Consider the following 26,014-nt stretch of genomic DNA (forward strand, 5'->3'; position numbering starts at 1 on the left):
CTAAACTCCTTTACCTATAGTACAAAAAGCAGCCCAATAAAAAGGCGATTCAAAGGGTTTGGTTGAGGCATTTTGATAATTAGTAGCAAAATATTTATTTAGTTCTACCTGCCAAACTAAACTAAGCGAGGAATTATTTAGCCAATCTTGAAAGCCTTCGACTGTTGTATCTCTTAACCAACATTGTGCTGTCTTTAAAGCTAATACAATATTATTTTGCTGCTGTAGTTCTGCGTAAAATTTAATCATCAATAATGCTGTAGCTGTGGCGCTGACAGTCCAAAGGCTACTGACTACATTGGTGCTACCAGCTAACAAAAATCCACTGGGTAAACCAATGTATTCATCACTCGTGCTTCTGAAGTCCGTCAAACCAGTTTCGCAAGCAGAGAGAGTGACTAGGCGACAGTTTTCTAGTTGAAAGTGAGTAATGATATCTTTTAAAGTTAGGCATTTAGTTAAGTCCACTACTTGATCTTTAAAGACACGCATATAACGTTTAGAATCTACCTCAACTAACTCTGAATCAACAAAACAATCTGCTAATAGTAATCCAGAATCTTCGGGATAATCAGATTTAAAGTAACCATGACAGAAGAAAAAGACACAGTTAGCTGTCAGCAATTCTGGATGTAGTGTGATGGGAGAATTTTCATTAACACAGACAATTGCTGATTTGTTAGCTTTGTCTTGCTTTAAAATCTGACGTTGAGTAAATTGTTGTTTGATGGCTGCAACTGCTCCTAAATCTTTTTCGTAGTCTTGATATAAATCTTTTGTGGGGTTTTGGATGGCAAAGAAAGATTGAAAATCAGAGCGTTGACGCCCTTGGAGCTCTCGCAGAATTCGACAACTAGGTGCATAGCCTACACCGTTGGGGAATAAGTCAATGAGGTACGATTCCTCGACAGGTAAAGCATGGAGAGGAAACAGGTGTAAGTAACGATGAGGAATCAGGATTAATCTTTTGCATTGTTCGGGTACTTGGTTTAATATTTGGTCAATATGCAGAATTTTTGCTAATTTTTTCAAGCGTTTTCCTAGCTTTTTTCGCCATTTAATTTTATCTCTGTCTTCTGGGTTGTAGTAGTCATCCAGATATTTTTTTGTCCAATTGATTAAGGGCTTTAGGTCTTGTTTTTTGGAAGGCGGGATTATTGGGTTGTTGTTGTCGTTGGTGATAATGAAAGTCCGAAAATAATCATCAAAAATGTACCATTTGATGATTGCTGTTTCATTGTCTAAGAGGTTTTGAATGTCTTGAAACTGTATGCTGCCATCTGAAGGTAAATTTTCTCGACTTGTTGATGCTTTGATTAACAGTTCTACTAAATTGCGGGTTTTGCTACGTTCAATATATTCTATCGCTTCGGTATATTTTTGCAATTCTAGGCAAACTTCTACCATGCGTCCATAAAGTTGATTCCATTCTTCTGCTTGTTTGCGCTTGACTTCTTCGCCAGAAACAATTTCACCCGGCAAAGCTTCTACTGTTTCTATTGCCGCAAAAAAAGTATTGTAAGCTGAGTGAAATTGTTTTTCGTCTTGGTATAACCTGCCGAGATTTAACACAGTTTCTGCATAGTTTTGAGGAAATTTGCTGGGGGTTAAGACTTTCAGTGCTGCTTGATAAGCAGCGATCGCTAATTTAATATTCTCGCCTCGTTCTCCTAATATTCTGTTACGGTAAGCATTCCCCAAATTATTTTGTGTATCTGCCCAATCTACAGGAAAGGTACTGTGGGTTAAGACTTCCAATGCGGCAGTATAAGCAGCGATCGCTAATTCAATATTCTCGGCTCGTTCTCCTGATATTCTGTAAAGGTAAGCATTCCCTAGATTATTTTGCGTACTTGCCCATTGTTCAGGAAAATCGCTCTTGGTTCTAACTTCCAGTGCCGCTTTATAAGCAGCGATCGCTTTTTCCAGATTCTTGCCTCGTTTTTTTGATATTCTAATCCCCAAATTATTTTGCGTTGTTGTCCAATTAATAGGAAAAGCCTTGTTGGTTCTAATCTCCAGTGGTGCAGAATAAGCAGCGATCGCTTTTTCCAGATTCTCGCCTCGTTCTCCTAATATTCTGTAAAGGTAAGCATTACCCAGATTATTTTGCGTACTTGCCCATTGTTCAGGAAAATCGCTCTTGGTTCTAACTTTCAGTGCCGCTTTATAAGCAGCGATCGCTGATTCAATATTCTCGCCTCGTTCTCCTGATATTCTCTCAGTGTAAGCAATCCCCAAATTATTTTGCGTCTTTGCCCATTGTTCGCAAAAGTCCCTCTTGGTATAAACTTCTAGTGCCACAGAAAAAGCCGCGATCGCTGATTCAATATTCTCGCCTCGTTCTCCTGATATTCTGTAAAGGTAAGCAATTCCCTGATTATTTTGCGTCGTTGCCCAATCAATAGGAAAAGCGCTCTTGGTTCTAATTTCTAGTGCCGCTTTATAAGCAGCGATCGCTAATTCAATATTCTCGCCTCGCTCTCCTGATATTCTGTAAAGGTAAGCAATCCCCAGATTATTTTGCGTGGTTGCCCAACTAATAGGAAAAGCGCTCTTGGTTCTAATTTCCAGTGCCGCTTTATAAGCAGCGATCGCACTTTCCAAATTCTCATCTGTATCTTTTAATATTCTCTCAGTGTAAGCATTCCCCAAATTATTTTGCGTCGTTGCCCATTGTTCAGGAAAGGCGGTGGGGTTTAATACTTCGAGTACCTCTTTATAAATAGCGATCGGTAATTCAATATTCTCGCCTCGCTCTCCTGATATTCTGTAAAGGTAAGCAATCCCCAGATTATTTTGCGTGGTTGCCCAACTAATAGGAAAAGCGCTCTTGGTTCTAATTTCCAGTGCCGCTTTATAAGCAGCGATCGCACTTTCCAAATTCTCATCTGTGTCTCCTAATATTCTGTCAGTGTAAGCATTCCCCAGATTATTTTGCGTTGTTGCCCATTGTTCAGGAAAGGCGGTGGGGTTTAATACTTCGAGTACCTCTTTATAAATAGCGATCGCTAATTCAATATTCTCGGCTCTGTTTCCTGATATTGTGTAAAGATAAGCATTCCCTAGATTATTTTGCGTCGTTGCCCATTGTTCAGCAAAGGCGGTGGGGGTTAATACTTCGAGTACCTCTTTATAAATAGCGATGGCTAATTCAATATTCTCGGTTCGTTCTCCTAATATTCTGTCACTGTAAGCATTCCCCAGATTATTTTGCGTCATTGCCCATTGTTCAGCAAAGGCAGTGGGGTTTAATACTTCGAGTGCTTTTTTACAAGTAGCGATCGCTAATTCAATATTCTCGGCTCTGTTTCCTGATATTCTGTAAAGGTAAGCATTCCCTAGATTATTTTGCGTCGTTGCCCATTGTTCAGGAAAATCGCTCTTGGTTCTAACTTCCAGTGCCGCAGAGAAAGCAGCGATCGCTAATTCAATATTCTCGGCTCTGTTTCCTGATATTCTGTAAAGGTAAGCATTTCCTAGATTATTTTGCGTACTTGCCCATTGTTTAGGAAAATCGCTCTTGGTTCTAACTTCCAGTGCCGCAGAGAAAGCAGCGATCGCTAATTCAATATTCTCGGCTCGTTCTCCTAATATTCTGTCACTGTAAGCATTTCCCAGATTATTTTGCGTCGTTGCCCATTCTTCACCAGAGGCGGTGGGAGTTAATTCTTCGAGTGCTTTTTTATAAGTAGCGATCGCTAATTCAATATTCTCGGCTCTGCTTCCAGTCTCTATTTGTAGCGGCTGTTCATTCATGAGTAGGTGCAGGTGAATTTCTATCTGCTGTCAAAAATTTCAATAGCATTATCAGTAATTGGAGAAAAAGACTTACAGCAGAATTCAAAATCCAGAACCCAGAATTGGGAAGTAAAACAGGATTTGTATTTGGTTTTGAAGCCAATTTTCGTACTTTTGCAATTTAAAATCTGTATTATCCGATATAGTAGTTGAATTCGGTTTAGTTAACCCCCTTTGTAGAGACGGTGATTTACCCTTGTCTGTGTAACGTGTCAGTCTTTTAGAAGCAATGAATCGCGTCTCTACATGAGGGGTTTTTCGCTTATCTCAAGCGTATTGGGATAAAACTGGATCGGACTTGTGTGTACACCGTCTTCTAGTTTTCATTTGACAATGTTATTTTGGCGATGCCTACGGCGGGCTATGCCTACGCATTTATGATTTCAGCAGTCGCATTTATGATTTTGCGACTGCATTTTTGATTTTGGCGCTCGTATTTCTAATTTTGCGACTGCATTTTTGATTTCAGCAGTCACATTTATAATTTTGCGACTGCAATTTTTATTTTGGCGCTCGTATTTCTAATTTTGCGACTGCATTTTTGATTTTGGCGCTCGTATTTCTAATTTTGCGACTACATTTATGATTTCAGCAGTCACATTTATAATTTTGCGACTGCAATTTTTATTTTGGTGATTACTTTTGCGAATTGCACTTATTCTCAAACAATAAATTGATATCAAAAATTAGTAAAAACACAGGCAACCTAGTAATTATTTCGTTGAATCATTAATGAAATAAATCCCCAAAACTACCCATCTCAGACAAAAGGACACTCTACTATTTTGAAAAAGGATGATTAAACCAGAATTCAGACTGCGCTAAACGCCCCGTTACCGCTAACAGAATTCAGCAATCTTTTTAGTGGGGGATTTAGACTCGCCACTTTCTTGTTTACCACCAAATTAAAAATTTGGTGGGGGACTTAAACCCATTTATTCAAACGCTCCTGCGTCGCTCTAAGCGTACCCCTGCTCTTAAGCAAGCTACGCGTAGCGTTTCTAAGAGTTGCCATGCCGCAGGCTTTACGCTGCGCTATCCGCCAGTCATACAGAACACCTTTCCTGTATTCTGACTCCTGACTCCTGAATTCTTTCTTGTTAAAAAAGGATATCTTATGTCTTTAAGAACTCGTGGTTCTGCTGCTGTTGACAAAGCCCAACGTCGTCTCGCTTCGCTTAAATCCATTGATGAAAATCTGAATTTAGGACATGGGTTAAGTATTGAAGCCTACAACCAACTAATCAATACTACCCGTGCGATCCTAGAAACTCATAACACCCTTGTGTCCAATCTTGAAGAATCCCGTAAAACAGTCACTCAGATGGAGCAAGCCCTCTCGGAAATGTCTCAAAGAATGCTAAGTGGAATTGCAACTGTCTACGGCAAAAAAAGTATGGAGTATTCCAAGGCTGGCGGCTCTACTCGAAAACGAACTAAACAATCTAGTTCAAAAGTTACTACAGTTACAGCGGTTCTTGCTACCCAACCTGCTCAAGCTGCAATTGTGAATGCGTCAACTAACGGTAACGGTACAACTCCTATTCACCTAGCTTGAGGGTTACTTAAACAAGAAATCAGATCCCCGACTTTTCAAGAAAGTCGGGATTCTAAAGTGAAAAACGTCCATCGCGAAAAGGAAAGCCAGACATCTATCCATAGGTTGATATATATAACCCTTGGGAAGTATTGACATATTAAATTGTTTGACGATTTGTCTTGCATATTATGACAAAACGTTATAAATTATTATCTTATAGGGGAATAATGTGGCCTTTTAGTGTTAAAAACTAATCCTAATTAAGTAAAAATACTGCAACTAGTATTAACTTCACGCAAACCTTAAACAGCACTGAAGTTATGTTTTTGTTTGGTAAAGCCAAGATTCCGATACGAAAACGGAAACAAAAATAATCTAAAAATATCTCTGATGTGACTGTTTGATAAATCAAATTACTACTGACGATGAAGAATAATTTTAACTCATCGAAAGAATAATTGATTAGAAGGAAATTAATTATCAATAAAGTTGCATATTTATCGGCGACTTTTTTGGTTAATATGCAAGCAAATTCCGGACTGATATTTGCTATTCAAAAATGTGTTTTTGTTATGCTGAGAATAGCAAAATTAATCAACGAAGACGCATCTACCACAAAATTACAACCCAAATGGAGTTATTCTGGCGATGCAGTTAAACGACTTAAAATCAAGTGAAGATTCAAAAGAAGTAACAGAAGCGTGGCAAGCTCTAGAAAAGACAATCATCTACTATCAAGGACGCCCAGTAGGCACGGTAGCTGCTTATGATTTATCAGTGGAGGCTCTTAATTATGACCAGTGCTTTATTCGAGACTTTGTTTCGTCGGCTCTGATTTTTTTACTGAAAGGTAGAGCAGATATTGTTCGCAATTTCTTAGAAGAAACCTTAAAGTTACAACCTAAAGAAAGAGCGTTAGATGCCTATAAGCCTGGTAGAGGATTAATTCCAGCTAGCTTTAAAGTGTTATCGGAAAACGGGCAAGAATATCTAGAAGCAGATTTTGGGGAACATGCGATCGCCAGAGTGACACCAGTTGATTCTTGTCTGTGGTGGATTCTTTTATTGCGTGCTTATGTAGTCGCCACAGACGATTTTTCTCTAGCTCAAAGACCTGAATTCCAAAATGGAATCCGGTTAATCATGGACATTTGTTTGGCGAATCGTTTTGATATGTACCCAACGCTGTTAGTTCCAGACGGCGCTTGTATGATTGACCGTCGTATGGGTATCTACGGTCATCCTTTAGAACTGCAAGTTCTCTTTTATGCTGCCTTGCGTGCGTCTCGCGAACTGCTGATTTGTCAAGGCAATCAAGATATTGTCATCGCCATTGATAATCGCTTGCCTTTGTTGTGTGCCCACATTCGCCAACATTATTGGATAGATATTAATCGTCTGAATGCAATTTATCGCTTCAAAAGTGAAGAATATGGCAAAGCCGCCGTCAATTTATTCAATATATATGTAGATTCGATTCCCTATTATGAATTAGACAAATGGCTCCCGAAAAAAGGCGGTTATTTTGCTGGTAACGTTGGCCCCTCACAGCTAGATACTCGCTTCTTTGCAGTGGGAAACTTGATGGCAATTGTTTCTGACTTAGCTACTGAAGAACAGTCACAAGCAATTATGACTCTCATTGAGGAACGATGGGACGATTTAGTGGGAGATATGCCGATGAAAATTTGTTTCCCAGCCTTAGAAAATGAAGAATATAGAATTGTGACTGGATGCGACCCGAAAAATATACCTTGGTCATATCACAATGCAGGTAGTTGGCCAGTGTTAATGTGGATGTTGGCAGCAGCAGCGATAAAAACCAAGAGAACAAATCTTGCCCAAAGAGCAATTGAAATTGCTCAAGCACGTTTGTGTGATGATGAATGGCCAGAATATTACGATGGTAAGAAGGGGCGACTGATTGGTAAACAAGCCAGAAAATATCAAACTTGGACAATTACTGGTTTCTTATTAGCAAAAGAATTGATGGCGAATCCCACTTATTTACCATTAATTACCTTTGGTAAATTACCACCAGAAGTGGTTTCTAGAGCCTGTGAATTTGAAATTGCTAGTGTAGACCCGTATATGCCTCGGTAGGGAGTTTGGAGTTAGGAGTTTGGGGTTTGGAGTGATTAAATTTTGGCTTTTGGATTTTTCCTGGAATCCAAAATCCAAAATTCAAAATCTAAAATTGCCACAGTGGGGAGTTAGAATACAAAAGTTTCATTACTCCTGATTTGTGTTTCAATGACAAATGCTCGTCAACTAGCTTTTATCGCCCTACGAGATGTTCATAAGGGGGCTTATGTTGATGTTGCCTTAGACAGAGTGCTGCAAAAAGTTAGTTTGGCTGATAGCGATCGCCGCCTTGTGACAGAATTAACTTATGGTAGTGTCAGAAGGCAGCGCACCCTAGATACTCTCATTGACCAACTGGCGCAAAAAAAATCTCACCAACAACCAAAAGACCTCCGCACCATCCTACATCTAGGGTTATACCAACTGCGATATCAAGAGCGTATTCCCGCTTCAGCTGCTGTTAACACCACCGTCCAATTAGCTAAAGAAAACGGTTTTTCTGGACTGTCAGGTTTTGTTAACGGTCTGTTACGCCAGTATCTCAGAAAAGCAGAGGGAGATGGGGAGATGGGGAGATGGGGCGATGGGGAGATGGGGAGATGGGGAGATGGGGGGACAAGGGGACAAGGGGACAAGGGGATAAGAAGAATAATTCCTCAGTCAACAGTCAACAGTCAACAGTCAACAGTTAACACTCCCAATGCGCCATGCCCAATGACGCCACTTGCTCCACTTGGGGAGACCCCAAGACCGCAGTGGCTCCCCAATGCCCCATCTTTGCTACAACTCCCAGAAAACCCAGTGGAACGCTTGGGGATTTTACACAGTTTTCCTGACTGGATTATTCAAGTTTGGTTAGAACAACTGGGTTTTGCCCAGACAGAACAACTATGTGAATGGATGAACCAGTCACCAACCATTGATTTGCGTATTAACCCGCTTCGCACTTCGATAGAAGAAGTTGAGGCGGCGTTGCAATCTGCTGGTGTTTTGGTGAGGCGGGTTCGTTATTTACCCCAAGCTTTACGATTAATTAGTAATCCTGGGTCAATTCAAAAATTACCTGGTTTTCAACAAGGTTGGTGGACTGTGCAAGATAGCAGTGCCCAGTTGGTAAGTCATTTGCTTGACCCGCAACCGGGTGAGGTGGTGATTGATGCTTGTGCAGCGCCGGGGGGTAAAACAACTCACATTGCTGAGTTGATGCAAGATCGAGGTAAAATTTGGGCTTGCGATCGCACTTCTTCTCGGCTTCGCAAACTCCAAGAAAATTCTCAACGCTTAAATTTAAAGTCTATTCAAATTTGTATCGGCGATAGCCGCGATTTTACGCAATTTCACAATACCGCAGACCGCGTATTACTTGATGCCCCATGTTCTGGCTTGGGAACTATGCACCGTCATGCTGATGCTCGTTGGCGACAGACACCACAATCTGTCCAGGAACTTGGGCTGCTTCAAAGACAACTATTATCACATACCTCTACTTTTGTCAAACCAGGTGGCGTATTAGTTTATGCCACATGTACGCTACATCCAGCAGAAAATGAAGAAGCGGTGGCGGCATTTTTAGCTGAGTCACCTGATTGGCAAATTGAGTCTCCCAACAGCCTTGAATTGCGTGATTTTCCAGGTAATACCGCCCAAGGCTGGTTGAAAGTGTGGCCTCATCGAGAGGACATGGATGGGTTTTTTATGGTGCGCTTAAGAAAAACCAATAATTCCGAGTGATTACTGTTTGGGATTGTACGATTTGGTTGAAGCCAGAATCTACCAGAGGAGGCAGCAATGGTTACCCATTCCAATGTGAAAAACTTAGTTAAAATCCTGATTGGAGCCGCTTGGCTCGATGGCAGAATTCAACCAGAGGAACGCCAGTATTTACGCGAAATAGCTCAAGCAAAAGGTTTGGCTAGCGATCCGGAAATTAAACCTTGGCTGTACGAGTTAGTTCCCGTACAGCCAAAAGAGTGTTATGAGTGGGTTAGGGAGTATTTAGGCGATCGCCCTAGCCTTGAAGACTGTGAAAATCTCATTGAAGCCATCAGTGGCTTAATTTATAGCGATGGAGATGTTGCCATCGAAGAAGCCAGACTATTGACCGAATTGCAAGATATAACAAAGCCAAATGGCTCAACCCAACCGGCTCACACTCAGCTTCTCAAACAAATTCAAAAACTTTACCGCCGTTGGGTTGAAGTTCAAAACTAACAGAGAATTTGGAGTTTTGAGTTGAGAGTTGGGAGTTCAGAGTTAGGAGTTTTTTAACTCATAACTCATAACTCATAATTCATAACTCATAACTCATAACTGCTAAATTATCACAGATTGGGAGTTTATGACTTCGGTTCGCCCAGACCCGGAGTTTCTTCTTTATCAATCTTAGGCACAAAATCAGGACGCTCTTTACTTTCCCAACCAGCGGGGCGTTTTGAGTTGTACCAAGCTATTGAACCAATGGTGACAGCAGCGATAAAACCAACGACATATACCAAGGTAAAAGCGTAAGGAAAATGGGGGCTATTTGCTGCGGCTGGTGCTGCTGCTTGCATCAATAAATGCATAGGTATTTTCTCCAAGGTTAGGTAACACTATTCTTAAGACAATATAAAATCAGCCTATCACCTAACATCCCCCTGTAGTTTGAGCAACTTGATATTAAGGAGGGAATAGGGCATGGGGCATGGGGCATGGGGAGATGAGGGAGACAAGGGAGATGAGGCAGAGGGGCAGGGGAGAATAATAACTTCCCAGTCAACAGTCAACAGTCAACAGTCACCAGTCAACACCCCCATACCCAATTTATTCCTGAGTCGGTCTGAGTCTATCGCGCCAGGATGGTTGTGATGATGAAGAACCGGAAGAACCAGAACTATTGGAGGGAGATGAGGAACGTCGAGTTCTTCGAGGTGGGGGAGAATCTGATGATTCTACTCTTCTATAGCGCCGCCGCGGACGAGATGACTCTGAAGAAGAGTTACTGGTAGTTGATTCTTCTGTGCTGCGATAACGTCTTCTGCGTCTTGGGGTATAGTCACTAGTTGATTGCTGTTCTTCTTGAGAATATCTCCTGCTTCTACGTCTCCTTGATGAACCACTGTTATCTTCAGAATTTCTATAGCTTTGCTGTTCTGATTCATCGTCATTAGAGGAAATAGAACGATTCAATACTTGTTTGGGTTTAATTGACTGTGCTTTGATGGTGCCTTTGCGACCTTCTAACTTTGGCCGTTTGGGAAACTTTTCTACGGGCATTCCTTCCACAGCTTTTTCCATGAATTCATGCCAGGTGTAAGCGGCGCTACTGCTGCTACCATAGGTGGGGCGGTTGTTATCGTTACCTAGCCAAACTCCTGTTACTACTTGGGGAATGTAACCAATAAACCACAAATCGCGGGCTTCGTCTGAGGTTCCGGTCTTGCCAGCAACTGGTCTATTACCTAACTGGGCAGCACCACCAGTGCCGGCTTCCACAACGTTACGTAGCATCCAAGTCATGATAGCGGCGCTGTCAGCATCAAGAACTCGTTTTGATTTAAAATCAGCTGACCAAATCACTTTGCCTTGGCGGTTAAGGATGCGGGTGATACCATGAGGCTCTGTGTGTAATCCCTGGGTGGCAAAACTGCCGTAGGCGCTGGTTAATTCCAGTAAATTCACTTCATTGGAGCCTAGAGCTAGGGAATAAGTGGGTCTAAGTTCAGATTTAATCCCCATATCATGGGCAAGTTTAATGGTTGGCGTAAAGCCTATGTCAATCAGTACCTTCACCGCAACGATATTAGTGGAACGGGTGAGGGCATCCCTCATGGTCATTGAGCCGCGGAAGCTTTCACTATAGTTTTTCGGTTCGTAGCCATCTACAACAAAGGGTGCATCCTGGTATGTAGCGTAGGGGCTTTTACCGCTGGCGATCGCAGTTGCGTAAACAAATCCTTTAAATGTCGATCCCGGCTGGCGCTGTGCTTGGGTAACCCGATTAAACTGGTTTTTGCCAAAGTCTTTGCCCCCAACCATTGCTTTGATTTCACCATTGCGGGGATCGATGGCCACCATTGCCGCTTCTTTAAAATTCTCCCAGCGTCCCTGATTTCGCAAGGTTTTAGCCACTGCTTCTTCTGCTGCTTTTTGCCAAGTGGGGTTGAGGGTAGTTTCCACCACTAAACCTCCATTGGACAACACATCAGCAGAAACGTACTTCGGCAATTCTTTCTGGACGTAGGTAGTAAAGTATGGTGACTCTACTTGCAGTCGCTTGGGTAAACTGGTTTTCAGGGTTAGTGCTTCTTGGGTGGCTGCTCGTCTTTGTTCTGGTGTAATAAATTTTTCTTCTTGCATCCGTTGTAATACCAAGTTGCGCCTTTGTTTGGCTGCTACTGGATTCTTATCCGGGGCATACAAGCTAGGTGCAGGAGCTAGTCCAGCAATGGTAGCCATTTCGGCTAGAGAAAGTTGATCTGGGGATTTACTAAAGTATACCCAGGAGGCATCAGCGACACCGTAAGCCCCAGCTCCCAAATAAACCAAGTTGAGGTAACGCTCTAGAATTTGATCCTTGGTTAATTCTGACTCAATTTTTTGTGCTAAGCGAATTTCCTTGAGTTTGCGCCAGATTGTCTGCTCTTGCTTCAAAAACAGAATCCTAGCTAGTTGTTGGGTGATGGTGCTACCACCTTCTACCACACCTTGCGATCGCAAATTATTCAAACCTGCCCTCAGAATTCCTTGAGCATCGATTCCTTTGTGTTGCTCAAATCTTCTATCTTCTGAGGCTATAAAAGCTTTTTTTAAATTATCTGGGATTTGCTCCAGCTTTAGCTGTTCTCTGGAAGCTTCACCTTGTTGTTTTAATATGGTGCCATCGGCAGCTTTGATGGTCAGTGTTTGTTCTCTGACAACTGCATTGAGTTCGGCTTTATCTGGCAAGGAGCTATCTATTACACTTACGCCATAAATCGAGGCAAGTATCCCACCACCTACACCAAGGCCTGCCCAAAACCAGATTCGACGATAGATTGGTTTATTCCTAGTTGCCCGATCGGCCGTCATTCTTGATGGTAAAATTTTCATTTTGCTCAATAACTGCCTCGCCTATGGCACATATGCTGGTGGTAAGCTTTCATTTGTTGCGGGTTCCTTGTGTTGATGATGATTACCAGGTGGCAATAGTGGTTCTTTGTGAGAGCCACTTAAATTAGTTGGTCTTAGTTTGAACCAGGAGGTCAGCTTCCCCAGTCAGTTCCTCCATCGAAGTAGTAACTACTTAACCACCATCAATAAGCTTTGGGGTCATAGCACCACATTGTGTTAGTATACTATCCTATAAATAATTAACTTAATTCACTATTAAGAAGAATTCAAAACTCACAATAAAAAGTATTTTTTTATACAAACAAATAATTTTGACTGACTAAGTCAAAGGGCTGGTATATTAAACCTGACTGAATTCATATTCAACTAGAGGGATTTCTAAATCTTGTTGTTGTGGGGTGGACATCTTGTCATTGGTGTCAACTTAAACTATTCAGAATATCAAGACTATTGAAAGTTAGCGAAACAGATGTGGGGAACAATCCGCAACAACAATCTCAAAACAGTCAAAAGGCACTAAAGCGTGTTAAAACCGCCCTTGCCCTTGGTAGTAATATGGGAGATTCCCAGGCAATTTTAGAAGCAGCGATCGCAACTTTAGTCCAAACCCCAGGGATTTTTTTAGAAGCAAGATCCAATTGGTATAAAACCAAAGCCGTGGGGCCACCACAGCCAGACTACTTAAACGGCTGCGTCGCATTGCAAGTAGAAATGCTACCCCACGAATTATTAGAAAATTTACTCAAAATCGAGCGACAATTTGGGCGCGTGCGTCAAGAACGGTGGGGGCCGCGAACCCTGGACTTGGATTTGTTATTATATGATGACTTTATTGTCGATACACCAAATCTCCAAATACCCCATCCTGGAATGCGGGATCGCGCTTTTGTACTAGTACCACTTGCGGAAATCGCCTCAGATTGGGTAGAACCAGTTTCCGGGCGTGTTATTAAAGAGCTGCTCAAAGAGGTAGACTGTTCAGATGTACATTTATGGGCTGACGGTTGACAGTTAACCGTTAACAGTCAACAACCAACACAAAAAAATGTATCGCTTTCAATGCTATTGACAGCTTACAGGAATGCTAATTTTACCTGTTTATTGCAAAACTTTGCGGATTATATTGCCAGAAGTTGTAAAATATAGATATATTCCCACGGGTAATCACTTAATTTTCAAAAGGTGAAAGTCTTAATCTAGTTTGCCAAAAGTACGAATTCTGTAGCTTCTTCCTTTATTGACCTCTAGTCAAAAATAGCGAGGTAATCAAACCAGGAATTTGTTAACAAAAGTAGTTCTGAATGCATTCTGGAAATGGGATAGAAGTTGTGTTTTTCAAGCATGAAACTAAAACTTCTAAACTAATGAAATTGGATATTCGTCCATATAATTTTCAACTATTTACACATAATTCAAATTTGTTACTATGCCATTAGGTAGAGAATTACCACAACTGTTGAAACAACGCTTGTTTCATAAAGGACGCAAGTTTGATTTTGAAGTTAATCGCTTGCGCTTACCCAATAAATCAGAAGGAGAATGGGAGTGTATTCGTCATCCCGGCGGCGCTTTGGCTGTGCCGGTGACGCCAGAAGGTAAACTTGTACTCGTGCGCCAGTATCGTTTTGCAGTTCAAGGACGGATATTAGAATTCCCTGCGGGGACTCTGGAATATAATGAAGACCCCTTAGAAACAGTAAAACGTGAAATTCAAGAAGAAACTGGCTATAGTGCTGAAAAATGGCACAAATTAGGAGAATTTTTCCTAGCGCCTGGCTATTCTGACGAAATTATTTATGCTTTTCTGGCTCAAGATTTACAAAAGCTGGAAACCCCACCACCCCAAGATGGAGACGAGGATATCGAAACTGTATTCTTTACTCCAGAAGAATTAGAAAAAGCGATTCTCGACGGCGAACCGATAGACGCTAAATCAATTTCTAGCTTTTTCCTGGCGCGTCCATTTTTAGTGTAGTACCAATATGCTGCTAGAGTTAGCGATTGCAGATGCCTACGGTGCAGGCTTTGAATATGCAGACGAAATGCTCGTTAACAACGATTTGAGTCGATACGTGCAACACCCGCGTTTTCGACTCATTCCTGGCAGCTATACCGACGATACCCAGATGAGCATTGCCATTGCTGAAGTCATTGTTGCTCAAGCACTGTGGACGCCGGAAGTTTTAGCCGAAAGTTTTGTTACAGCCTTTAAACGCGATCCCAGACAAGGATATGCGAGAAACTTCTACAATTTTCTCCTAGAAATCCAAAATGGCGAAGAATTTTTAATCAAAATTCGCCCTGATAGCGACAAAAGTGGTGCAGCGATGCGTGCAGCACCCATTGGTATTTATCCCACACCAGAAAAAGTCATCGAAGCGGCAACAATTCAAGCCGCAATTACTCACAATACACCAGATGGAATCAACGCCGCTGTTGCCGCAGCTTTGATGTCACATTACTTTATTTATCGACTGGGGCCAAAACGCAAATTAGCCAAGTTTTTAGAAAGTTATGTACCTGGGCAGTGGTCTAAACCTTGGCAAGGTAAAGTAAAATCCAAAGGCTGGATGAGTGTTAGAGCAGCCATCACTGCCCTCATCAGAAATGACAGTATAAGTGAAATTTTACAAGATTGTATTGCTTTTAGCGGTGATGTGGATACAGTAGCAGCGCTCGCACTGGGAGCCGCTTCTTGCAGCGAAGAAATTACCCAAGACATCCCCCACCATCTCATGGCAGGGTTAGAAAATGGAGCTTACGGTCGAGATTACCTCATTGAGCTAGACCGCCAGCTCATGAGTTTAGTCATCTAAAGGTAAATTTAACTTTTTAAATACTACGGCTTTTCGATAACATTACAGTATTTCAGATAGACTAAAGCTACCTAGTCCTGTTAAAGTAACTGATAAAATCTGATTTCAGGCTATAAAATCTCTGCGTTCTCTGTGCCTGTGTAGTTAAAAATTATCTTAGTTTTACCACACACGGACAACACGGAGATAAGATTTATAGCGTTTCCAACTCTGGTGAGGTACAAAATCACCCCTCCCCTCCGCGACAGCGCAGGTGGGGTGTATTTTAATAAGGTTCGGATAGGCAGTATGAACTTCCCTTGTGGTTTGGGAAAAGGTTAAGGGGTAAGGGGATTTGGATATATTTGAAACCTTTCCCCTTTCCCCTTTCCCCTTTGACCTAACCGTATTGGGGTGTATTTCATACGCTTGGGAATTGTTATATAACAGCATAACCACAAGAAGCATACAACTGTGAAATATGTGTCTGTATGCAAGATGCATAATTGTTTCAGGCAAATGAGAAAAAATACGAATTTTAACCGTGCTGGAAAACTGACTGCTCTTTTGTTCTTGATAACTCTCTTGCTCACACCTTGTGTAATTGTCAATGCAGGAGAACGCGGCGTCTTAATGAAATTTGGCGAAGTCCAAAACCAAATATTAGCAGAGGGAATTCACTTCATTATCCCTGTATACAATACTGTAAAAAAATTGAGTGTTAGAGTCCAAAAACAGGAAATCTCTGCGGAAGCTTCTTCTAAAGATTTACAAAACGTTTTCACAGATGTAGCTTTAAATTGGCATATTATTCCTCAGGAAGTAAATGCCATTTTTCAGGAAATTGGAGACGAACAAAGTGTTATTGACAGAATCATTAATCCAGCAGTAGAAGAAGTATTAAAAGCCGTTATGGCAAAGTATACTGCTGAAGAAATTATTACTAAAAGAGGAGAAGTCAAAGCTGAAGTAGATGCTGCATTAACTACACGTCTGAATAGTTACCACGTTGCAGTTGATGATATTTCTCTAGTCCACGTCCATTTCTCCGAAAGATTTAGTGAGGCGGTGGAGGCCAAACAAATTGCCGAGCAAGAAGCCAAACGAGCAGAATTTATTGCTTTAAAAGCAACAAAAGAAGCTGAGGCACAAGTTAATTTAGCAAAAGGAGAAGCTGAGGTACATCGATTATTACATAATGGACTAACTCCACAAATATTACAAAGGCAAGCAATACAAAAATGGGATGGAAAGCTACCGTTAATTGTCAGTAAAGATACTCCCAAATTGATGAATATAGGTGAATTTTTAAAATTAAATCAAAATTGAAATTAATTTTGACGAAAAAGTTTACTGATGATTGTTGACTGTTGACTGTTGACTGAGAACTGGGAAAATATTTTTCAGTCATGATTGTGCGATTTATCACATCAGCATCTAGTTTAAAAGTAGAAAGTGGGGACTGGGGACTGGAAAAGTAAGATTTAAGCTATTGTTGTGTTTTTTATGACATTAATGCTTAAATTGAAATGATACATTAATCACTGTGGGTAAGACTGAAAGATGTTCCTGTGATTATCGTGATTTTGTTAAGAATTGTTAATTTTTTGATATTCAAAATAGGGAGTTATTATAGACACGATTAATTGTATATGTAGGGGAATGATAATCATGTCCGCCAAATTACTTATGATATGTCACTCAAAGGTGGCTTTTTTAGGGGAACGGCTTTACTGAACCGCCAACGCAATGATAACTATTTAACCAGAGTGATATCAGCTATTACGCTTTTAAATTGCATAGTTACTCATACTTTTGACAGTTGACATTTAACGGAATTTTAGGCGAAAAAATATTCCATTGCTAATATTGACAGTCAACATTAACATTGATTTTGTTTATTTTCTCTGTAGTATATTTTTCTCTAATCATTAATTTCTGATTTTTTATTCAGTTTGATTCACAAAATTATTTTGAATTTTAAATTAATTTAATTCCTGATATGGATGCTCAAAAAATCAGAATTTTATTAGTTGATAAAAATTTAGAAAATTTAAATTTTTTATCAGATATCCTGCAAAATAAAGGCTATCAAGTTCAGAGTCTATTTTCTGGAAAATTAACAATTGATCGGGCATTTTCTTATCCTCCAGATTTGATTTTATGCAATGTTATTTTGCCAGATATAGATGTTTGTCAAGTTTACCATCAATTGAAAAATCACCAAAAAACTCAAGACATAGCGCTCATTTTTTTTGGTAGTGGCGATGAATTATTTACCAAAGCCAAGATTTTTGATTTTCACGATATTGATTGTATTACTCAACCATTTAAAATTCAAGAAGTTTTGTTTCGCGTACAAAATCAACTGACTATCAAAAAGTTAAAAACACAGTTAAAACAAGAAATTCAAGAACGTCAACGCCTGACAATTGAATTAAATATTCGCAACAGGCAAACACAGGATATTCTCCCAGAAATTAGCGTTAACAAAGATTTAACAACAAATTTTAAAATTCTGGAAGATAGTGCGATTAAGCTCCGCACTCACAACTTAGTATTAACACGATTAGCGCAAAATCCAACCCTTTATCAAGGTGATTTAAAAGCAGCTTTGAGTGCAATTACAGAAACAGCTACCCAAAATATCGGAGTAGAACGAGCCAGTGTTTGGCTATATGACGACAAAAGGACGAAAATCCAATGTATTGACTTATTCCAAGCGAGTCTGAATCAACACAGCCAAGGAGTTTCATTATTCGCAGCCGACTATCCAGCTTATTTTGCAGCTTTGCAACAAGACCAAATAATCGCCACTGATAATGCTCACATCGATTCTAGAACCAAAGAATTTTCAGCCTCTTACTCAAGATTAAACATTACTTCTGTACTCGATACACCAATTAGGCTGGAGGGAAAAACAGTAGGAGTTTTATGTCTGGAAGCGGTGGGTGGTGTTCATTCTTGGACATTAGAAGACCAAAATTTTGCTCGTTCTTTGGGTAATTTAGTTTCTTTAGTACTGGAAGTACGCTGTCGCCAACGTGCAGAAGCGGCGCGACGCGCTTCTGAAAAAAAACTAGCATCGGCTTTTCGAGCATCTCCCGATCCTATTGCTTTAATTACCGTTCCTGACAAACGCTATATCGAAGTTAACGATAGCTTTTGTCGGTTTTTTGGTTATTCTCGTTCTCAAGTGATCGATCGCACTGATGAAGAATTGAATATTTGGGTGAATCCAAAAGAATATAATCTGGTTACCTACACCCTGCAACACACTAAAGCCATTCGCAACCACGAAGTTGATTTTCGCACTTGTTCGGGAGAAATTAAAACGACTTTATTTAGTGCGGAAATGATGGACATCGACGGACAATGGTATGTACTAGGTACTGCCAAAGATATCACTGAACGCAAACAAGCAGAAAATGAAAGTCGTTTGTTGCTGTTGACAACCCAAGCCATCGCCCGCGCCAGTGATGTCAATAACGCCTTAAGAGTGGTTTTGCGTTTAATTTGTCAAACCATCGGCTGGGATTTTGGCGAGGCGTGGATACCCAATGAAGATAACACTGTTTTAGAACACAGTTTGGGCTGGTATGGAGAGGAAGACAGCTTAGAAGAATTCTGTTATCAAAGTAAAACTATTACATTTGTTTTCGGAGTAGGATTACCAGGGCGAGTTTGGCAGAACCAGGAGCCAGAATGGATAGAAGATGTTTCCCAAGTAACAGAGCCGATTTTTTTGCGATCGCTACAAGCTGCAAAAGTAGGATTAAAAGCTGGTTTTGGCGTTCCCATACTGGCTGGAAACCAAGTATTAGCTGTTTTAGTGTTTTTTAAACGCAGTTCAGTATTAGTAGATCGGCGTTTGCTGTTATTAGTGAGTGCTGTTGCTGCTCAATTGGGTGGATTAATTAAACGCAAACGCGTTGAACAAGAATTGGGTTTAGCAAACGAACGCCTCCAATATTTGCTCACTTCTAGTCCTGTGGTGATTTATAGCAGCAAAACATCGGGGGACTTTAGCACTACTTTTATTAGTAAGAATGTGAGAGCAATGGTTGGCTACGAAGCAGCCGAATTTCTTGAAAATCCCTATTTTTGGCTCGATCGCATCCACCCAGAAGATGTAGAACTGGTGTCTAGAAAATTTAGCCAACTGGTTGAGCAAGAATACAAATCTTATGAGTATCGCTGGTTACACGCTGATGGAACTTATCACTGGTTCTACGAAAAGATGAGGTTAATTCGTGACGAAGCTGGGGAGCCGATAGAATGCGTTGGTTACTGGGCAGATATTAGCGATCGCAAACTAGCAGAGTTCGCTGTCCAAGAAGGTAGACAACGATATCAACTTTTAGCCGAAGCTTCCCCGGCTTGTATATTTTATACCGATCTTGATAGCAACATCTTATATTTTAATCAGCGTTGGAGTGAAATTACTGGTTGCACCGTTGAAGAATCTTTGGGCAAAGGTTGGATAAATGCTGTACATCCAGATGATTTAGAGCAACTGTTAACCGCATGGCATCAAGCAACAACATCCGGTAAAAAGTATAAACACGAACATCGCTTTTGTCATCAGAACAATTCAATTGTCTGGGTAATTTGTCAGGCTTTACCTGAATTTACAGAGGATGGAGAAATTAAAGGTTATATCGGGATGATTACTGATATTACCGAAAGAAAATTAGCAGAAGAAGCCTTGCGTGAGAGTGCAGAACGGGAAAGAGCCATCGCCCAAGTGATTCAAAGGATGCGTCAAACACTGGATTTAGAGAGTATATTTGCAGCCACAACCCAAGAATTACGGCAAGTACTAAACTGCGATCGAGTTGCTGTGTATCGTTTCAATGCCAACTGGAGCGGCAAATTTATTTCTGAGTCAGTAGCAGACGGTTGGATTTCTTTAATGGAAGAACTGAAAAATGACCCCGATCTGACACAAGGGATGATAGAAAATGGCCGTTGCCTGATGAAAATTTTACATCGGTCAGATGAGCAAGCAAAAAATACTTTCCTCCAAGATTTGTACGCCCAAGGTGCGAGTTTTAGCTGCATCCCAGATATTTACAACGCTGAGCTTCATCCTATGTACATCAAACTCTTGGAACGCTTTCAAGCAAAGGCTTATATTATTGTTCCCATTTTATCTGGCAATCAACTTTGGGGCTTGCTAGCAAGTTATCAAAATTCCGAACCCCGCCAATGGAAACCAGAAGAAGTCAACATGGTGGTTCAAATTAGTAATCAGTTGGCGGTTGCTTTGCAGCAAGCGCAATTATTGGCACAAATGCAAAGGCAATCACAAGCGCTGCAAGAAGCTGCCATCGTTGCTGATGCTGCTAACCGCGCCAAAAGTGAATTCCTCGCCAACATGAGCCACGAACTACGTACCCCACTCAATGCCATCCTTGGTTTTACTCAACTCATGAGCCATGATGATGCTTTGTCTAGCGAACATCAACAAAATCTAACAATCATCAACCGTGCAGGCGAACATCTTCTCAACTTAATCAACGACATTTTGGAAATGTCAAAAATCGAAGCTGGGAGAATGACATTGAATCTCAGCAGTTTTGATCTAATTCACCTTTTGCAAAATCTTGAAGAAATGTTGCGTTTCCGCGCCACTTCCAAAGGATTAGAGTTGGTATTTGAATATACATCTGACTTGCCCCACATTGTCCAAGCCGACGAAAGTAAACTGCGTCAAGTCTTGCTCAACCTCCTGGGAAATGCAATTAAATTTACCGATACTGGGAGGGTGATGTTGAAGGTGGGCATGGGGCATGGGGCATGGGGCACGGGGCATGGGGCATGGGGCATTGGAGATGAGGGAGACAAACAATTCAAAATTCAAAATGATGCTTACGGACACGGCTTAGCTGCCCTAACACAATTCAAAATCAAGAACCATCCTTCTGCCTCTCCCAATGCCCCATGCCCAATGCCCAATGCCCAATACCCAATGCCCAATGCCCATCTTTACTTCGAGATTGAAGATACTGGTTGCGGTATTGCTCCAGAGGAAATTAACTTGTTATTTCAAGTTTTTGGGCAAACTGAAACCGGCAGGAAATCCCAACAGGGCACAGGATTGGGTTTAGCAATTAGCCGTAAATATGTGCAACTTATGGGGGGAGATATTAGTGTCACTAGCACTGTTGGGAAGGGAAGTAAATTTAACTTTGATATTCAAATTAGTTTAGCCGCAGCTAGTGAAGTACACGTCAAACAGACTAGACGGCGAGTTGTCAGTTTAGCACCTGGTCAAAATCAATACCGCATTTTAGTAGTTGATGACTCTACAGATAGCCGTTTAGTATTAATAAAAATTCTTAGAAGCATCGGTTTTGTTGTGGAAGAAGCTGCAAATGGTCAAGAAGCGATCGCACTTTGGGAGCAATGGCAACCACACCTGATTTTAATGGATATGCGGATGCCGATTATGGACGGCTACGAAGCGACAAAAATTATTAAAACTAGAGAAATTGAATCGAAACAACAAATTTTTCATTTCCCCACTGTCCATAGTCACACTATAATTATTGCCTTAACTGCTCATGCCTTTGAAGAACAACGAGAGGCAATGATTAAAGCGGGTTGTGATGATTTTATTAACAAGCCCTTCCGTGAGGCAGAATTACTAGAAAAATTGCAAGAATATTTAGAAGTTCAATATATTTATCAAGAACAAAGCTATCAAATTGTACCAGACCAAGAGAAAGCAGAATCAATGTTAACCCTGACAGATTTAGCTACCATGATATCTGCAATGTCACCTCAATGGGTGAAACAAATCTACAATGCTGCTGCTCAATGTAGTGATGACTTAATTTTACAGTTGATTGAGGAAATTCCACTAGAAAATGCTGCCCTGCGAGACTCCATCGGTAATTTAGCTCATAATTTCGAGTTTGAGAAAATTATGGAGTTGACCAAATAGTTACAGGATTGAAGTCATTAATATTTAAATTTCAATGTTTTGAAAATGTTCAACTGTGGGAAATGGCTCGTAAAAATGATGTAGAAGTTTCTTCCATTGTTGATATTCAATAGAACCTCGAAATCCTACAGTATGAGATTCTAAGGTTTCCCATTTTACAAGTAATAAATATTTTCGTTCTACTTCTATGCATCTATGCAATTCATGGGATAAATATCCATTCATTGATGCAATAATTTGAGAAGCTTGTTTGAAATTCATTTCAAAATCGGATTCCAAACCTGGTTTGACATTCAGGATCGCAGCTTCAAGAATCATGTAGTTTTGGGCGAAAATTAAGTTTCAAAGTAGACGCGGTTTAAAATAGCAGATGAAGTAAAATTGGAAGCCCACACTTTACCATCAGGTCAACGTGGGCAGTTCACAATCATAAATCATCTTTACAATCGTTGTAGCAAATTCAAACCGTGGGTATCAGTACCACAGGTATTGAAAAGAACGTATTCATCAGCCAACTTTTGCACTTGTTCTGATTCCAAACCGCTGGGTTTCCAGGGGTTGGGGTTATTGTAGGCATAGAAAGCTTCTACACCATCGATACCTTTTTCGGCCGCAGCTGGAATCAAGTCAAAATGCGATCGCCTGTAACGTGCAGGATGAGCTAAAACTGCCAATCCGCCGGCTTCATGAATGGCCGCAATCACATTATTTGCTTGATATTCTTTGCCTGTAGTCGGTCTTCTTTGTAGATAGGGTTTGATACTGGGATGGTCTAGCTCAAAAGCATAAGCCAAAATGTGAACTTCTGTTTCTAAAAGGTTGGCATTGATTTCAACACCACTCCACAATAGAGGAGTGCTTGCACCAGGATTATTCCACTTCCAATCCTCTAACCAAGCTTGTGCAGCTTGATAGCCACCAACAGTGTGATGATCGGTAATCGCAAACCCCCTTAAGCCAATAGCGATCGCCTGTTCCATCAATTTACTTGGCTGCAACCTGCCATCTGAATGGACAGTGTGCATGTGAAAGTTGAATAACGTAGGACAACTATGTGCATCAATGTTCTGAAATACTTGCCTCAACATTTCTGTAGAAGCAGTAGTGCGGGCCAAATTTACAACCATAACCCTCTCTAAACAAAAATATATATTCCTAACACACTAAAACGCCACACATACAGATGAGAAATACTCAGAACTATAAATTAGTCCTGACAGCTAATTTCTCAGCTTTATTAGCCAATTTTTCGATATGTTAAGACTACGTTAGCAAATCTCAACGTCAGTAGTCATGGTTTGTTTGAATTACCTCATAAATTCAGTGGTGACAAATATTGCATATAAAAATTGTGTGTCTCATTAACCTTAGACACTAATTTATTAGCAGAGAAAATATAGCAGTCGAAGCATAGTTGAGGACATCAATTTACAGTAAAACCCAGACACCAAGAGACTTTCTTTCCCTCTTGTCTCTTGCATGTTGCCTTCCCCTTTCCCCTTTCCCCTTCCCCTAACCATATTAGGGTATCTGTAGCAAACATTTTTTGAATCGGTATAACTCCACTAAGCTAAAAATAAATTTAATTTTTCGTATAAAAAATATCTATCACACTGGCAATCCTACTAATTCTCCTGCACCAGTAATGACTTCACCGATGGCAAAAGCGGGAATTTCATGGGATTGAAAATGGCTAATTGCCTGCTCGACTTCATCGGGTGACACCAGCAATACAAATGCAATTCCCATGTTGAATGTGTTGTACATAGCTTGGGGACTAACTTCTCCTGCTTCAGCTATCCACTGAAATACAGGAGGAATTTTCCAACTGCTGCTGTGAATTTTTATTGCTTGACCTTCTCCCAAACATCTAGGCAAATTTTCTGGCAAACCGCCACCTGTGATGTGAGCCATACCATGAATTGATAAACCTGCTTTTAGCGCTGCTAGAACCGGCTTGACATAAATGCGCGTGGGTTTGAGGAAAGTTTCGCCGATAGTTTCACCGCCTAACAATTCTGGAGTATCGCTCCAAGAAAAGTTACCATCGCTGACAATCTTTCGTACTAAACTAAAACCATTACTGTGTACGCCCGTACTAGCGAGGGCGATCGCTACATCTCCTACTTTTACCTGAGAACCATCCAACATCTGGCTTTTTTCCACAATTCCCACACAAAACCCAGCCAAATCGTACTCACCTACTTGGTAGAAACCAGGCATTTCTGCCGTTTCTCCCCCCAATAAAGCGCAACCAGCTTGCTTACATCCAGATGTTATACCCGCAACCACATCAGTTAATTGCTCTTTATCCAACTTCCCGGTTGCTACATAATCCAGAAAAAACAACGGTTCAGCACCAGATGTCAGCACATCATTCACACACATCGCCACCAAATCAATGCCAACAGTATCATGGCGATTGAGAATGTGAGCAATTTTCAGCTTTGTTCCCACTCCATCCGTTCCCGAAACTAAAACTGGTTCCTGAAAACCTCCTGGTAGTTGAAAGCAGCCACCGAAGCCACCCAATCCACCAATGACCTCCGGTCTGAAAGTACTGTGAACCAAATTACGAATTTGATTTACAAAACCCCGACCAGCCTCAACATCAACTCCAGCATCGCGATAATCCATTGCTGAGTACACCCCGATTTATTTCAGTTAGAAGTGAAAAATTATAGCAGTCAAAGCATAGCTTAGGACATAAACTGCTCCTAAAACTTCCTTCGTTGTGAATTGTGTTCGCGGAGTCTCTTGCATAAATAATTTTTTGTCTCACGCATACCGCCAAAGGCTGAACCCACAGAGTAGACGCAAAGAAGAGAGTGAAGAAAAGGACTTTTGCAAGAAGTCTAATGACAATATCAGCGTTGCGTAAATCCTATTTAAAATACTTCATCTTCAATACCGCGCCACCATTCTCCTAAATTCATTAAATCTTGGAAAATATCTTCTAATTCTTTGTTGTAAACATCGTCTGTTAACGTAGCTCGACGTTCTTGCAATTTTTTGAGACGCAGTTGAACCAATAGCCAAGGTTTACTGATGCTATTTGTTGCTTCAATATATTGTGCTAAGTCTTTACTATCCATATACCTTAACATCTAACTATTTTTAAGATACAGGAGGCAGTACCCTTGTAGCTTAGACTTCTAAGAGAAGTCGGGAAAAGGGGAAAGGTTTCAAATACATCCAAATCCCCTTACCCCTTAACCCCTTCGGGGTTCGCCAGTCGCTCATGGGGGAAACCCCCAAGACCGCGCTGGCTCACCTTTTCCCAGACCACAAGAGAAGTTCATACTGCTTATGCGAACCGTATTGAGTCTTGATTATGAGTCTTGGTTGAGAGTTTGTAACTCTTCTTCCACTACGCGCAACACCCGTGCAATGTATTCTGCACGCAACTTTTCTCGCTGATTAATTACTTTGGCCTCCGGTTGATAACCTTCAATTTCACTAGTGGATAAAATACCTTTAGCTTCTAGCAATCGTTCAATGGTATCGAGGCGATCGCGTAGTACAGATACTTCACCAGTCAAAGCCATAACCATCGCCAATAATTTATCAATTTGCGGATTCTCTAAGTAAACTGGTCGTTTACCCTTGGCTGTTTTTGCCATCTGAACTCCAATTCTTTAAAAAATAAAATGCCTTTTGATTCTGAATTCTGAATTCTGAATTCTGTATTCTTCTTCAATAAAGAAATCAAAACACAAACTTGTAAATTCCCTTAATTCAAATTAGGGA

Annotated in this window: 18 protein-coding genes; 10 read left to right on the plus strand and 8 right to left on the minus strand. The window is 40.8% G+C overall.

All coding sequences use genetic code 11. The features are described 5' to 3' along the window. Positions 1-3,759 carry a CHAT domain-containing protein gene (locus VF06_RS05550; RefSeq protein WP_099065771.1) on the minus strand — a complete coding sequence of 1,253 codons (3,759 nt, stop codon included), beginning with the start codon at positions 3,757-3,759 and terminating at the stop codon, positions 1-3. Between the two features lie 1,159 nt (positions 3,760-4,918). On the opposite strand from VF06_RS05550, the gene VF06_RS05555 reads away from it, so the two are divergent. The 4 genes from VF06_RS05555 (at position 4,919) to VF06_RS05570 (ending at position 9,637) form a co-directional block, all read left to right on the plus strand. After that, positions 4,919-5,359, plus strand: coding sequence for a hypothetical protein (locus VF06_RS05555; protein ID WP_099065772.1), 441 nt, complete (start codon positions 4,919-4,921; stop codon positions 5,357-5,359). 630 nt (positions 5,360-5,989) lie between these two features. Then, complete coding sequence (locus VF06_RS05560; protein WP_099065773.1) at positions 5,990-7,444, plus strand: glycoside hydrolase 100 family protein; 1,455 nt, start codon at positions 5,990-5,992, stop codon at positions 7,442-7,444. Between the two features lie 150 nt (positions 7,445-7,594). Next, complete coding sequence (locus VF06_RS05565; protein ID WP_099065774.1) at positions 7,595-9,157, plus strand: 16S rRNA (cytosine(967)-C(5))-methyltransferase; 1,563 nt, start codon at positions 7,595-7,597, stop codon at positions 9,155-9,157. A gap of 57 nt (positions 9,158-9,214) precedes the next feature. Then, positions 9,215-9,637 carry a tellurite resistance TerB family protein gene (locus VF06_RS05570; protein ID WP_099065775.1) on the plus strand — a complete coding sequence of 141 codons (423 nt, stop codon included), beginning with the start codon at positions 9,215-9,217 and terminating at the stop codon, positions 9,635-9,637. 125 nt (positions 9,638-9,762) lie between these two features. Here the strand turns inward: VF06_RS05570 and psb35 are convergent, their stop codons facing one another. Next, positions 9,763-9,990 (minus strand): photosystem II assembly protein Psb35, encoded by a 228-nt coding sequence (gene psb35, locus VF06_RS05575; protein WP_099065776.1) that lies wholly within the window; start codon positions 9,988-9,990, stop codon positions 9,763-9,765. Between the two features lie 112 nt (positions 9,991-10,102). On the opposite strand from psb35, the gene VF06_RS40345 reads away from it, so the two are divergent. Then, positions 10,103-10,273 (plus strand): hypothetical protein, encoded by a 171-nt coding sequence (locus VF06_RS40345; RefSeq protein WP_180267254.1) that lies wholly within the window; start codon positions 10,103-10,105, stop codon positions 10,271-10,273. On the opposite strand, the gene VF06_RS05580 is transcribed toward VF06_RS40345, so the two are convergent. Continuing rightward, entirely contained in the window at positions 10,229-12,496 is a 2,268-nt protein-coding gene (locus VF06_RS05580) for a transglycosylase domain-containing protein (protein ID WP_180267255.1), read from the minus strand. The genes VF06_RS40345 and VF06_RS05580 overlap by 45 nt on opposite strands. 492 nt (positions 12,497-12,988) lie before the next feature. Here VF06_RS05580 and folK point away from each other — a divergent pair, with 492 nt between their 5' ends. From folK to VF06_RS05605, 5 genes are all read left to right on the plus strand, one after another. Further along, positions 12,989-13,525, plus strand: coding sequence for a 2-amino-4-hydroxy-6-hydroxymethyldihydropteridine diphosphokinase (gene folK, locus VF06_RS05585; protein WP_244917928.1), 537 nt, complete (start codon positions 12,989-12,991; stop codon positions 13,523-13,525). Positions 13,526-13,943: 418 nt separating this feature from the next. Beyond that, positions 13,944-14,492, plus strand: coding sequence for an NUDIX hydrolase (locus tag VF06_RS05590; protein WP_099065778.1), 549 nt, complete (start codon positions 13,944-13,946; stop codon positions 14,490-14,492). A gap of 7 nt (positions 14,493-14,499) precedes the next feature. Then, the gene (locus VF06_RS05595; protein WP_099065779.1) at positions 14,500-15,333 is read left to right on the plus strand and encodes an ADP-ribosylglycohydrolase family protein; all 834 of its coding nucleotides are present in this window, start codon (positions 14,500-14,502) and stop codon (positions 15,331-15,333) included. Between the two features lie 498 nt (positions 15,334-15,831). Then, positions 15,832-16,641 carry a prohibitin family protein gene (locus VF06_RS05600; protein ID WP_099065780.1) on the plus strand — a complete coding sequence of 270 codons (810 nt, stop codon included), beginning with the start codon at positions 15,832-15,834 and terminating at the stop codon, positions 16,639-16,641. A 673-nt stretch (positions 16,642-17,314) separates the two neighbouring features. Beyond that, positions 17,315-22,264: a PAS domain S-box protein gene (locus VF06_RS05605; protein WP_099065781.1), complete on the plus strand. Its 4,950-nt coding sequence runs from the start codon at positions 17,315-17,317 to the stop codon at positions 22,262-22,264. A 24-nt stretch (positions 22,265-22,288) separates the two neighbouring features. On the opposite strand, the gene VF06_RS05610 is transcribed toward VF06_RS05605, so the two are convergent. The 5 genes from VF06_RS05610 to VF06_RS05630 all read right to left on the minus strand — a co-directional run bounded on the left by VF06_RS05610 (position 22,289) and on the right by VF06_RS05630 (position 25,887). Then, positions 22,289-22,582, minus strand: a complete 294-nt coding sequence (locus tag VF06_RS05610; RefSeq protein ID WP_099065782.1) for an antibiotic biosynthesis monooxygenase family protein — start codon at positions 22,580-22,582, stop codon at positions 22,289-22,291. Positions 22,583-22,704: 122 nt separating this feature from the next. Then, positions 22,705-23,391, minus strand: a complete 687-nt coding sequence (locus VF06_RS05615; RefSeq protein ID WP_099065783.1) for a PHP domain-containing protein — start codon at positions 23,389-23,391, stop codon at positions 22,705-22,707. Between the two features lie 481 nt (positions 23,392-23,872). Beyond that, positions 23,873-24,901: a phosphoribosylformylglycinamidine cyclo-ligase gene (purM, locus tag VF06_RS05620; RefSeq protein WP_099065784.1), complete on the minus strand. Its 1,029-nt coding sequence runs from the start codon at positions 24,899-24,901 to the stop codon at positions 23,873-23,875. Positions 24,902-25,152: 251 nt separating this feature from the next. Next, on the minus strand, positions 25,153-25,359 hold the full coding sequence (locus VF06_RS05625) for a hypothetical protein (protein ID WP_099065785.1): 207 nt from the start codon (positions 25,357-25,359) through the stop codon (positions 25,153-25,155). A gap of 237 nt (positions 25,360-25,596) precedes the next feature. After that, a complete protein-coding gene (locus tag VF06_RS05630; RefSeq protein WP_099065786.1) occupies positions 25,597-25,887 on the minus strand; it encodes a hypothetical protein in 291 nt (96 codons plus the stop codon). Positions 25,888-26,014 lie beyond the last annotated feature (127 nt).

Origin of the sequence: Nostoc linckia z4 (assembly GCF_002608075.1) — a bacterium.
Taxonomy (GTDB): domain Bacteria; phylum Cyanobacteriota; class Cyanobacteriia; order Cyanobacteriales; family Nostocaceae; genus Nostoc; species Nostoc linckia.

Bases quoted from the DNA above. Each gene is read 5' to 3' on its own strand.
- VF06_RS05605 (WP_099065781.1), top strand. From the start codon at position 17,315: ATGGATGCTCAAAAAATCAGAATTTTATTAGTTGATAAAAATTTAGAA.
- VF06_RS05550 (WP_099065771.1), bottom strand. From the start codon at position 3,759: ATGAATGAACAGCCGCTACAAATAGAGACTGGAAGCAGAGCCGAGAAT.
- VF06_RS05610 (WP_099065782.1), bottom strand. From the start codon at position 22,582: ATGATTCTTGAAGCTGCGATCCTGAATGTCAAACCAGGTTTGGAATCC.
- VF06_RS05565 (WP_099065774.1), top strand. From the start codon at position 7,595: ATGACAAATGCTCGTCAACTAGCTTTTATCGCCCTACGAGATGTTCAT.
- VF06_RS40345 (WP_180267254.1), top strand. From the start codon at position 10,103: ATGGGGCATGGGGCATGGGGAGATGAGGGAGACAAGGGAGATGAGGCA.
- VF06_RS05590 (WP_099065778.1), top strand. From the start codon at position 13,944: ATGCCATTAGGTAGAGAATTACCACAACTGTTGAAACAACGCTTGTTT.
- VF06_RS05560 (WP_099065773.1), top strand. From the start codon at position 5,990: ATGCAGTTAAACGACTTAAAATCAAGTGAAGATTCAAAAGAAGTAACA.
- VF06_RS05600 (WP_099065780.1), top strand. From the start codon at position 15,832: ATGAGAAAAAATACGAATTTTAACCGTGCTGGAAAACTGACTGCTCTT.
- VF06_RS05630 (WP_099065786.1), bottom strand. From the start codon at position 25,887: ATGGCAAAAACAGCCAAGGGTAAACGACCAGTTTACTTAGAGAATCCG.
- VF06_RS05570 (WP_099065775.1), top strand. From the start codon at position 9,215: ATGGTTACCCATTCCAATGTGAAAAACTTAGTTAAAATCCTGATTGGA.
- VF06_RS05625 (WP_099065785.1), bottom strand. From the start codon at position 25,359: ATGGATAGTAAAGACTTAGCACAATATATTGAAGCAACAAATAGCATC.
- psb35 (WP_099065776.1), bottom strand. From the start codon at position 9,990: ATGCATTTATTGATGCAAGCAGCAGCACCAGCCGCAGCAAATAGCCCC.
- VF06_RS05595 (WP_099065779.1), top strand. From the start codon at position 14,500: ATGCTGCTAGAGTTAGCGATTGCAGATGCCTACGGTGCAGGCTTTGAA.
- purM (WP_099065784.1), bottom strand. From the start codon at position 24,901: ATGGATTATCGCGATGCTGGAGTTGATGTTGAGGCTGGTCGGGGTTTT.
- VF06_RS05580 (WP_180267255.1), bottom strand. From the start codon at position 12,496: ATGAAAATTTTACCATCAAGAATGACGGCCGATCGGGCAACTAGGAAT.
- VF06_RS05555 (WP_099065772.1), top strand. From the start codon at position 4,919: ATGTCTTTAAGAACTCGTGGTTCTGCTGCTGTTGACAAAGCCCAACGT.
- VF06_RS05615 (WP_099065783.1), bottom strand. From the start codon at position 23,391: ATGGTTGTAAATTTGGCCCGCACTACTGCTTCTACAGAAATGTTGAGG.